Below are 265 nucleotides of genomic sequence, written 5' to 3' on the forward strand. Positions count from 1 at the left end.
ACTCTCTTGTTTGTTTGGTAAAACCAGTGAAAGCAAGATTCCGATAATAGCTGGCACTAGCCATGGTAGAGAGGCAGCTGCAAACGGAAGAGCATTGACGAGATTTGCTAGGAACTCAATCTTAAAAGAACTTCCAAGGACGCTTGCAAGAGCAATCGCTGTAACAAGCCCAATAGTTAACTGCATACCTGGTTTTGATAGGGCGACAAACTTATTAACAATCACAATCATCACAATGGCGATGGTGATTGGGTACAAGATTACT

General features: G+C 42.3%; 1 protein-coding gene. It reads right to left on the reverse strand.

Annotated elements, in window-relative coordinates:
* On the reverse strand, positions 1-265 hold a 265-nt coding region (locus CF394_RS03420; RefSeq protein ID WP_207761673.1), incomplete at both ends, for a branched-chain amino acid transport system II carrier protein.

Source organism: Tetzosporium hominis, assembly GCF_002265435.1.
Lineage (GTDB): Bacteria > Bacillota > Bacilli > Bacillales_A > Planococcaceae > Chryseomicrobium > Chryseomicrobium hominis.